General features: G+C 42.9%; 8 protein-coding genes. 4 read left to right on the forward strand and 4 right to left on the reverse strand.

All coding sequences use genetic code 11. From position 1 onward, the window contains the following. Positions 1-345: 345 nt before the first annotated feature. Positions 346-1,059: an oligogalacturonate-specific porin KdgM family protein gene (locus AB4517_RS05535; protein ID WP_010438391.1), complete on the forward strand. Its 714-nt coding sequence runs from the start codon at positions 346-348 to the stop codon at positions 1,057-1,059. A gap of 140 nt (positions 1,060-1,199) precedes the next feature. Here AB4517_RS05535 and AB4517_RS05540 read toward each other — a convergent pair whose 3' ends face one another. The 3 genes from AB4517_RS05540 to AB4517_RS05550 all read right to left on the reverse strand — a co-directional run bounded on the left by AB4517_RS05540 (position 1,200) and on the right by AB4517_RS05550 (position 4,773). Further along, positions 1,200-1,916, reverse strand: coding sequence for a 3'-5' exonuclease (locus AB4517_RS05540; protein WP_372148027.1), 717 nt, complete (start codon positions 1,914-1,916; stop codon positions 1,200-1,202). After that, entirely contained in the window at positions 1,916-3,778 is a 1,863-nt protein-coding gene (locus AB4517_RS05545) for a DUF294 nucleotidyltransferase-like domain-containing protein (RefSeq protein WP_017061466.1), read from the reverse strand. Before AB4517_RS05545 ends, AB4517_RS05540 begins: the two co-directional genes overlap by 1 nt. A 275-nt stretch (positions 3,779-4,053) precedes the next feature. Beyond that, a complete protein-coding gene (locus AB4517_RS05550) occupies positions 4,054-4,773 on the reverse strand; it encodes a FadR/GntR family transcriptional regulator (RefSeq protein ID WP_010438385.1) in 720 nt (239 codons plus the stop codon). Positions 4,774-5,115: 342 nt separating this feature from the next. On the opposite strand from AB4517_RS05550, the gene AB4517_RS05555 reads away from it, so the two are divergent. From AB4517_RS05555 to AB4517_RS05565, 3 genes are all read left to right on the forward strand, one after another. Continuing rightward, positions 5,116-5,892, forward strand: a complete 777-nt coding sequence (locus tag AB4517_RS05555) for an SDR family NAD(P)-dependent oxidoreductase (RefSeq protein WP_017061467.1) — start codon at positions 5,116-5,118, stop codon at positions 5,890-5,892. A 174-nt stretch (positions 5,893-6,066) separates the two neighbouring features. After that, complete coding sequence (locus AB4517_RS05560; RefSeq protein WP_017061468.1) at positions 6,067-6,789, forward strand: FadR/GntR family transcriptional regulator; 723 nt, start codon at positions 6,067-6,069, stop codon at positions 6,787-6,789. Between the two features lie 148 nt (positions 6,790-6,937). Continuing rightward, on the forward strand, positions 6,938-8,305 hold the full coding sequence (locus AB4517_RS05565) for an MATE family efflux transporter (protein WP_081322222.1): 1,368 nt from the start codon (positions 6,938-6,940) through the stop codon (positions 8,303-8,305). 230 nt (positions 8,306-8,535) lie between these two features. Here the strand turns inward: AB4517_RS05565 and AB4517_RS05570 are convergent, their stop codons facing one another. Next, on the reverse strand, positions 8,536-9,573 hold the full coding sequence (locus tag AB4517_RS05570) for a polysaccharide lyase family 7 protein (protein WP_004733527.1): 1,038 nt from the start codon (positions 9,571-9,573) through the stop codon (positions 8,536-8,538). Positions 9,574-9,961 lie beyond the last annotated feature (388 nt).

The raw sequence follows: 9,961 nt of genomic DNA on the forward strand, positions 1-9,961 counted from the left end.
CAACACGATCTAATTCACAGAACCTCACCATTGTAATCGCTAGCATATTTGTAGTATTTTAATTCAAAAGAAAGAGTAACCCTACACACGAAAACAAACGTCATCGCATTGAGCGTATAACTCCGCTTTACCTAAAAGCCGGCGTTGCTAGGGAAAACCCTGAATGGTGAAACTGGCAACTTAGACAGACTTTAGCAAGTTCACAATGAAAAAGAACTTAGCGGAAATATGGGCTCAGCGCGATGTAGAACGACTTTACCCAAAACTTTAATCCCAATACAACAAAGGGCTCAACGTTGGTCCTTTATTAACCATTTTTTATTTAGATACAGTGGAAACAATAAAATGATAAAAACGAATAAAGTAACGCTTGCAGTATTAGCAACTCTTTTTGCAGGCAGCGTGTCTGCGGCATCACTAGATTTTCGTGAAGAGTACAAGCACGATTCGGAAGAATGGGCTGGTCGAGTGAAAATTGGTGGTAGCACAGGTAATCATTACTACGGCGTAGAAATGAAGCACAAGGGTAACCTAAGCGAACTTCAACGTGGTGATAACGAATTTGAATACGGCTACCACTTCAAATTCGATAACAACTGGCGTGTAACAACTTCAATGCCGATTACTTTCGGTGATGAAGCGGTAACTTACAAACCGCAAGTACGTGTTCAATACAAATTTGATTCAGGTGTAACAACGAAACTTCGTTACCGCCATGAGTTCCGCAATTATGCATCAGGTAAAACTTCAACAGGCCTTGATGGTAAGCAACACGACTCATTAAATGCCGGTAAAATTACGGGTAATATCGATTACAACTGGAACGCTTGGCAGTTTGGCTTTGAAGCAAACTACAAAGAAGATTTCTTTAATGACGAATGGAAAATGGGTAACAACGGCGAGTACGAGTGGGACTACAACATGAAGATCGGCTACAAAGAAGCAGATTGGAGCTGGCGCCCATACGTAGAATTTGGCAACGTTCAATGTACAAGTGATACGGTGTGTGACTCAAGCCGTCAACTACGTAGCCGTGTAGGTATTACTTACAGCTTCTAAGCTGTTCCCTATATGAAAAGTCTAAGATGATAACTGCCTAATTTTCTAAGACCCAAACAAAAGCCAGCATAATCGCTGGCTTTTATGCTTTCAAATCAGTTCAGTCAACAATGATTCAAATAAGGGAACAAATGGCTTCCCTAGTGACTGATCCTATATAAAAATGATAGTGTCACTTCATCATTCGGAACCACTCGCTTCTGCTGAGCCAAAAACAATTCCGCTGTCGAAACGGCATCGGCTAATGCATTGTGGCTGTTGTACTCAGGAAGCCCGTACCTTTCGCGAGTCCCTGCCAAGGTTAAATCGACTTCTTCATGATTGCTGATCGCTTTCTCCATGCTTTTCTCAATACACAAGGTATCAAGCCAAAGCAGAGGAATCGCTCTTAAACCGTAGCAGCGAAGAAGGTATTGGCTAATGAACTTCTCTTCGACTACACACGCGTGCGCGACGATAATCTTGCCTTTCGCTGCTTCGAAGAAAGTGAGCATCGCATCATGAATAGATGCGCCCTCTTCCAGCATCTGTGGTGTGATGTGGTTAATCACCGCAGTTTCAGCGTTAATCTGAGAATCATTGTTCAGGTAGATATGCTTGGCAGAAGCCAAATCGATTCGTCCTTTCACCACATCGACCCATCCCATAGACAAGATAAGATCTTGTTCGCTGTCTAGACCCGTGGTCTCAAGATCCAGCACGATATAGTCACTGTCTTTGGCCAAGTCCGTCATTTCAGGGCAAGGCTGATCTACGAGATCATGTAACGCTTCTGGCAACTTAACCGTTCCCAGATATTGCTTACGTTTACGTTTAATTCGCTCAAGCGGATGAAAGTAATTTAAAAACGATTTCATTAGCGCGCTCCGAAACGAATTTTCGCCGCTTCTTGAAGGTCAGCAATGATCCTAAAGGCATCTTTCAAGTGTTTACGCTCAAAGCTACCAAAGCTATCTGGGTTGATGTTGTTGTCAGGCACATCCCCGTTCTTCAGCGCTTCAAGTTGATGACCAAAACGGAAAGAGAGAATGAACTGGTAAGCACCCAGAATGTTCTTGAATGCATCGTCGCTCAGCATGCCTTTTTCATTAGCAGCAGCGAAACGTTCGTCAGTCGCCGACAAATCGCACTCCACAGCAAGGCCATAAATACGCGCTAAGTCGATAATCAAGTTGATCGCGTACTTCTTCACGTTCAACGTTTTCTTATTCTCACCTGACTTCTCTAGCACTAAGCTATTGAAGATGCCAAGTGGCGGGTTGGTATTGACCGCGTCTTTCACTAGCGTGCTTAAAAACTCACGGTTACCGCGAATATTGCTATGCAGCTCATCGCGCAGAATACCTTCGAACTCACTGTTGCCGTAGATAGTACGAATTTCTAGGAACACACTGATATTAAGCAAGCGTTCGTACTCTGGGTTAGCCACCCACTTCTTGTAGTAGTGCTTCCATACACTGAGTGGCTGACACCATTTTGGCGTCGCAGCCATGAATTTACCTGGACATAATGGGTAGTGACAGCTTGCTAAGCCGTTGGTCACCATCATCGCTAAGTGTTTGAAGTAAATACGGTCACTGTCGGTTGCATCGTCAGCAAGAACAATCGCGCTGTCTTGGTCCGACAACATGTGCACTTCATTACGTGCGTGCGATCCGGCTACGATCCAAGAGAAATCACACGGTGGTGGGCCTAACTTATCAATCGCTATTTGAATCAATCGACGGGTGTAGGCGTCCATAATCATGGTCATTACCTTGCCGACGGTTTCAGGCGCCACTTTACCTTCCACCAGCGCTTCAAAAATAGCTTGTCGCTCTGAGGTGAACGAAGACATGGTTTTCACGCTGCCCGCGTATTTGATTTTCTCGATCAAGAATATCGCTTGAACACGGTGGTTTTGAACCAAATGAGACGTAGTAAGAAGACCAACGACCTTATTCTCTTTCACAACGGGCAAGTTACGGATATTAAATTGCATCATGATAGAGGCCGCATGCAGCACCAGATCATCCGGTTTTACAGTAAGTGGAGAGTGCGTCATTACCTCTGAGATCAGGCTATCAGTACTCACGCCGTGGGCAATCACTCGCTTAGTCATGTCTCGGTCGGTGATCAAACCAACAATGGTTTCACCTTCATAGATCACGGCACACGGTGAGCGTTGATGAAGCATTTCAACCGCAACCGACTGGATGGTTTGCTCAGACTTAACAATTGCCACCTGCCCGCTTGCCACTTCCTCAACTTTACGAATGAACAGGCCTTTCTCTTTATTCGACCAGACCACATCCAGTGCCGACTTCAAGCGAACCTGCGCCTGTGAAGCAAAGTGTTCTGCGCAACTTGGAAAGGCTTTGAAAAGCGTTTGAAGTGCCGAGTGTGGAATCACATAAAGTAAGGTGTTTTCGATTGCGACAGCTCTATAGCCTTTTTCGTCGTTGACTTCAGAATCTAAGAACGTAAAGCCAAACAAATCTTCACTGCCTAGACGGGCACGAAGCACACCGTCCGATTTTCTTTGCTCCATAGATCCTGTTCGAATGATATAGAGCGACTTTTCTTTTCCTGACTCGCATAGATCGACGACATCCCCTTTGGCTAGATAGGTAATCTGAACATTAAAAGCGAGGTCACGAAGCGCTTCTTTAGGGATCTTATCGAAAGGGTCTATCTGACCGATGAACTGAAGAATATTTGGCAATAGAGACTGAGGCATATAATCACACTCGCATTAATTTGATTAGTATTATTATATAACTAACAATGCTGGTTACTAGCGGTTTTAGCAAAACAACGCACATAAGACTAAATATTGGACATCGGTCAAGTTTTCATCAATTTTGGATGTAAAAAAGCACGTATTAAACGTGCTTTCAATAGATAACTGTCTGTAGTAACAGCAATTTTAGGTTGACTCCACTAGGTATCCAGAGCAACGCTCGATAGAAACGGCTAAGACCTTAGAGTTGAAACCTCACCCAAAACACTAAGCTAGCTTGCTACTGGCAATCTGTGGTTAGTATCTAATAGATGACTTGCAGAAGCTTGGCGTGCTTTATCACTGTTACCCGCCATGATTGCTTCATAAATTTGACGGTGTTCATTAATACACGTACTTCCCTCTTCTGAAGAATGAGAAATAAAGTTAACAAACATTGTCGTTAAGATATTGCCAAATGGAAGGTAAAAGTCATTACCTGTTGCATTGAAGATGAGGCTATGGAATTTCATATCAATATCTAGCCAACTGTCTTGGTTAAACTCTTCAGCACCTGATATTTCTACCATCTGTTGGAAAATGCCCGACAGTTCAATGCGTTGTTCAGCGCTCGCGAACTGAGCAGCCAATGCACATGCTTCTGGTTCAATCGCGCGACGTAAGCCCAAAAACTGATGACAGAATTGGTCTGTATCTGCCAAACCATCCATCCATTCGATCAATTGCGGGTCTAAAAAGTTCCAGAACGCACGGTCAACAACGCGAGTACCGATCTTTGGTCGAGATTCTAGTAGGCCTTTTGAAGTAAGAAGCTTAACCGCTTCTCTTAATGCAGTCCTACTAATTCCAAATTGCTCACACAGAGCCATTTCACCAGGAATGATAGAGCCTTGAGGCAAATTGCCCGACAAAATACCACGTGCGATTTCACGTGCAACTTGCACATGAAGGCTTCGCTTAGAGCCTGAAATCGAATTGAAAGAGCCAGCCATGTGTCTACTTACTTATTAGATATGTATTATTTAACTCGGACTATAGCACTGATTTATATCTGCACCAACTAAGTATAAGAATAACGTGAGGTCACGAATGATATAGGCTAGCGAAGATTTTATGAATATTATAAGTATTTAGTTCATCAAACTAATTAAAAACATTTATTCATACAAATGGTTCTTATTTACACCGTTTTTTGTATGCGCAAACTCACAAAACGACTCTTACTCTCACTATTTATGTCGTTGATGATCAGTTTTGAGATGACTATCCTTGAATACTGCAAGTGTTATTGTATGATTTATTAACGCGAATGATCTACAATATAGGCGACTGTGATGTTTAACGATTTAAAAGGCAAACGCATTCTAATTACTGGCTCTACTGCAGGTATGGGCTTAGCTACAGCACGTATTTTCGCAAAGTATGGTGCAAAAATTGGTATCAATAGTCGTGCTTCTAGCCCAAAAGTTGATGACGTTCTATCTGAACTTACCGCACTGGGTGGCGATGTTGCCTTTTTTCCTGCAAACCTAATGGACACATTAGAGTGCGAAAGGTTAGTCAAAGAGTTCACTGATCATTTTGGTGGCATGGACGTGTTGATTAACAACGCCGGTGGCCTTGGTGGTCGCGCCAATCTAGAAAATATCGATGATGAGTTTTATGAGCGCGTAATGAACCTTAATGTTCGCTCTGCGCTGATGACAACCAAGTTCTCTATCCCGCACTTACGCGCCTCTGCTGCTGAGTCCGGGCAAACATCTTGTGTGATTAGCACGGGTTCGATTGCCGCTCGCGAAGGCGGTGGTGTTGGTGCAGGCATCTATGCCGCGTCTAAGGCTTGGTTACACGACATTCACCGCAATTGGGTGAAAGAGTTCGCGCAAGACAATATCCGTTTCAACATTGTTTCACCGGGCACTATCGACACCGCATTTCACGATGGCAAGAGCGACGATTTGAAAGCGACCATTGCTAACAACATTCCAATGGGACGCTTTGGCAATATTGATGAAGTTGCTCCTTCATTTGCTTTCTTTGCATCGCACGCTTGCAGCGGTTACATCACAGGTCAAATCCTAGATGTTAATGGCGGACAAATAACGCCTTAGTTAGCTGGTTTATATAAGCTCACTCAGCGATTTAAGTTCGCCACACTATATAAGGTTAACAGACCCGAGTAGATGAGGGAAAACCTCACACTAAATTCGACGTATACACTGACACTAAACACCAGATTCGTCTGGCTTTTAGTGTTTTCAAAGTTTCAATTTCAGGTGGTTTAAATGTCAATATTTACATTGGTGGAAGATTCAAGCCGCCGAATTCATGTTCAAGTGGCGAGACAAATTGCTCGCAAGATCTTGTCAGGCGAGTTAGAAGAAAATCAAAAGTTACCCAGCGAAATGGAGCTGTGCGAAATCTTTGGAGTGAGCAGAACTGCCCTTCGAGAATCAACTAAGCTACTTTCGGCAAAAGGTTTAATCGAGTCGAAGCCAAAAGTGGGCACTCGTATCAAACCGAGAACACAGTGGCACTTCTTGGACCCGCAATTGCTGTACTGGATCCAAGATTTAGAAGATACTAAACCCTTCTTGTCTCAATTTTTAGGCTTAAGAAAAGCGATTGACCCGGAAGCGTGTGCGCTCGCTGCAACCAATGCAACTGTAGAGCAACGCAAAGAGCTTTCGATTCTTTTCCAGAAAATGACCATCGCAGCAAATAGCTTCGATTATGAAGAGTGGACGACCAACGATCACCTGTTTCACCAAACGATTTTCTTATCGACAGGTAATCAATTTTACATTCCATTCGCGAACATTCTGTCGACTATCTTCAAGCAGTTTATCGACCACTCCGCTGAAGGCGGTCGCTTCTGTTTAGAAGAACACAAAGCGATTTACGACGCAATAATGTCTGGCGATACCAAGCAAGCTCGAATTGCTTCTCAAGTCCTGCTAGACGATGAGAACCAAAAGCTCTCTAGGGTTGAATTAGCCATCGCATAACCGAGATTAACCAAACTGACTTGTTTTTCAAAGACACAAGTCAGTCTTGTTTTAGCACCCATTTTTTAACCATCAACTACCGTAGTGTTTTCTTCTTTAAACGCTCTACTCCGCCACCTCAGAGAAAGCTTACGGTTATACACATAAGGTGTTGTTTGTGTCTTCACAATCGTACGTAAGGAAAAATTTCTCTCTCGCCTGGCCCCTCGCCTTAAACGGTATCTTGATGCAGTCGATGTTGATGATCGACACACTGCTTGTCTCTCCTCTTGGTGAAATCCCTTTAGCTGCAATGGGGATTGCGACGACTATCGTTGCCTTTGTACTGGGAATTCAAATGGCGCTGGCAAACGGTACTCAGTTAGTATTAAGCCGCGCAGTGGGCTCTGGCATCGCCGCATCATTATCTAAAGCATTTTGGGCAGGGTTATTTATCAACCTTGGCGTAGCAACACTATTTTGGCTTCTACTTACTTTTTTCGAACAACCCTTGATTCAAGCTTTAACAGATGACGCTTCCCTTCACTTAGAAATCAGCCGCTATCTAGACATCTCGAAATACATCGTTATTTTTACCGCGTTAACGCAGGTGATCATTGCTTTATTTAATGCGCTAGGCAGAACTAAAGTCCCATTCAAAGGTTACTTAATTGAACTGCCTATCAATGCTGTACTCTCATATGTGCTGATTCATGGTTTTTCTAATTTTGAAGGGATTGGAGTACAAGGCGCTGCATTAGGCAGCATTATTGCAATAACGATCCGCTTGCTGTATTTGGTTTTGTGCGTGCATTTAAGCTCAGCGATTTCACTCAAATTAGACGCTCAGCGCTCTGAATTCTTTACCAACGTTCGCCGTCACTTTATCGAAATATTCCCTGTAGCAGCGAACGTGACCATGCTTTTGATTGGCGCAACGATATATCAATTGTTGTATTCGCAACTTAACATCAACGCTTACGTAGCGATTACTTTGGTGATGCCTTGGATCAGGGCTGTCTCTCAATTTATTACCGCTTGGGCTCACTCTTCCGCGATTACTATCAGCCAAGCGATTGGCTCCAAAAAGATGGATGACCTAGTCAAAAACGTCGATACCAGTATCGATATTGCAGTCGTCATTTCTTTCGTTTGTGCACTCTTATTCGCAGGATTAAGTCTGGTCATTGGTGACATTTACCCGAACTTGGATGAATCTACCTATCAAGCATTGGCCGTTATCGCCCCACTCTACATATTCTTGCCAATTGTTCGTGGCTACAACACGGTTCATGGGAATGTACTAAGAGCACTAGGAAAAACGACCGCAGTCTTCAAAATCAACTTTACTGGTCAATGGGTAATTTCAATTCCATTGTGTGCATTGATCATCTTTGGTTTAGATGGCTCTATCTTTTGGGCCTTTGCTATCCAACCATTCGAAGAAGTCGTTAAAGCTTTCCCATTCCGTCACTTAGCTCGAAAGTCTCTAAAGGAGTTTGATGCCGACAAAGCTAAAGAGTTGATGTATGACTAAGTCCGGTATCGAGTCGCCGTCCTAAAATCTTTCTACGCTTTCTGATTACAACCTTGTCTTTTGACAAGGTTGTATTGTTTCAGCTGTACCGTTCATTGGTAAGCTTCATTGTACTCTCGCTGATACCCGGCTCATCTTAAATCTCATAGAAAACAAAAAGACCACTCAACATTCGGTTCAGTGGTCTTCGAAAACATTCCTTAAGGCCTGTTTCTAACTAGCCTTATGTACTATTTGCCGTTCAACTTTAGTGCCGAGAAAGTCACACTGTTATAGTCGCCATTCTTTTTATCGACAGCGAAATCGCCAGTACCGCCACAACCTGGCCCCCATACAGGGTGAGAATCGCTCACGCTACATTGGCCGTATGCGCCCGCTTTGTAATAGAAATCATCTTCAGCATAACCCGTTGGTGAATCAAGCTCATCAATACCCTTGCTCAGATCGATTTCATACTTAACCGTATCGTGACGCTCGGTTTCAAACGTTAGGTACATCATGGTGCCTTTCACTTCCACTTTGTAACTAAACTCTTCACCAAGAGCAATACCCGCTTCACCCGGTTCCGCTGGGTTTTCCCAAGTGTTACCCCAAACAGGGTAAGCGATATCGGCACGGTTAGGATCTTTTTTCTCTAGGTTACGTTCATAGTTCCAGAATACTGAACCCATTTCTTGGTCAGGAAACTTCTTATAGAAGATCTTTAGTGGTTCATTACCATGCCCATAACCGGTTCCAGCTTTGATTAGCTCATTATGTTTTTTAGCGTGAATCTGACCAACAACCACCGAGTGAGCTGGGTACTTTTCTGGGAACTTAGCGTTAACTGAGACGTGATTAACTTTTAATGTCGCTTCTAATGTTCCGCCAACAGCACTGTATTCACTAGCCGCTGGGTGACTCGACAGTGCCCACTGGTTTCCTTTATCAGCCGTATCGATAGAGAAATCTGCACCTCTTGGCATTTGTCGTAATTCAGAACGCGCATTCTTCGAGTTTTTCGTCGTAATCGCTTGGTTCTGCACTTCAAATACAAGGTTGCCGTCTTTATCAAGATGGAAGAAATCACTATGTGAGTAGCTCATCATGGCTACCCCTTCTATTTCATCAACACGACCATCTTCATTAATATCTGAAGGTATGGTTATTTTCCAATTATGCATATCGAATTTATCGGCAGGTACGGGGTAAGAAACACCGTTATTTGCGAAAGTAACCATTGGTACAGTCGCTAATAGCGCCACTGCTAATATGTTTTTCTTAAACATGACTCATCCTTTATTGTTAACAGATACCGAGTACACACTCAGTACAGAAACCACTTTTGAACACGAATTAGTACTAAATATTTTCTCTTCGACTTAAATAAGCCAACCGATAAATAGAATTTACATTTAGCCATTTTGTAACTTTTATTAAACATCTGGCTATGGTTTATATTTATGCCTCTCAACATGCTCCCTATGTTTAAGCCACGATGGTTAAAATCATCATTATTAACATATAGAAACACTTAATATTTGTATTATTTTAACACATGCAAAAAAGTGAGTTTCTAAGGTTTGTGAATATGAGAAGTACGTCATGATTGATTTAATACACAAGCCCTAAATTGAGATATTCATAACATTTAGCTATATATTTGGGCCATTAGTC

Origin of the sequence: Vibrio sp. 10N.222.52.C3, from assembly GCF_041474195.1 — a bacterium.
Lineage (GTDB): Bacteria > Pseudomonadota > Gammaproteobacteria > Enterobacterales > Vibrionaceae > Vibrio > Vibrio crassostreae_C.

Bases quoted from the DNA above. Each gene is read 5' to 3' on its own strand.
- AB4517_RS05535 (WP_010438391.1), top strand. From the start codon at position 346: ATGATAAAAACGAATAAAGTAACGCTTGCAGTATTAGCAACTCTTTTT.
- AB4517_RS05560 (WP_017061468.1), top strand. From the start codon at position 6,067: ATGTCAATATTTACATTGGTGGAAGATTCAAGCCGCCGAATTCATGTT.
- AB4517_RS05540 (WP_372148027.1), bottom strand. From the start codon at position 1,916: ATGAAATCGTTTTTAAATTACTTTCATCCGCTTGAGCGAATTAAACGT.
- AB4517_RS05570 (WP_004733527.1), bottom strand. From the start codon at position 9,573: ATGTTTAAGAAAAACATATTAGCAGTGGCGCTATTAGCGACTGTACCA.
- AB4517_RS05555 (WP_017061467.1), top strand. From the start codon at position 5,116: ATGTTTAACGATTTAAAAGGCAAACGCATTCTAATTACTGGCTCTACT.
- AB4517_RS05545 (WP_017061466.1), bottom strand. From the start codon at position 3,778: ATGCCTCAGTCTCTATTGCCAAATATTCTTCAGTTCATCGGTCAGATA.
- AB4517_RS05550 (WP_010438385.1), bottom strand. From the start codon at position 4,773: ATGGCTGGCTCTTTCAATTCGATTTCAGGCTCTAAGCGAAGCCTTCAT.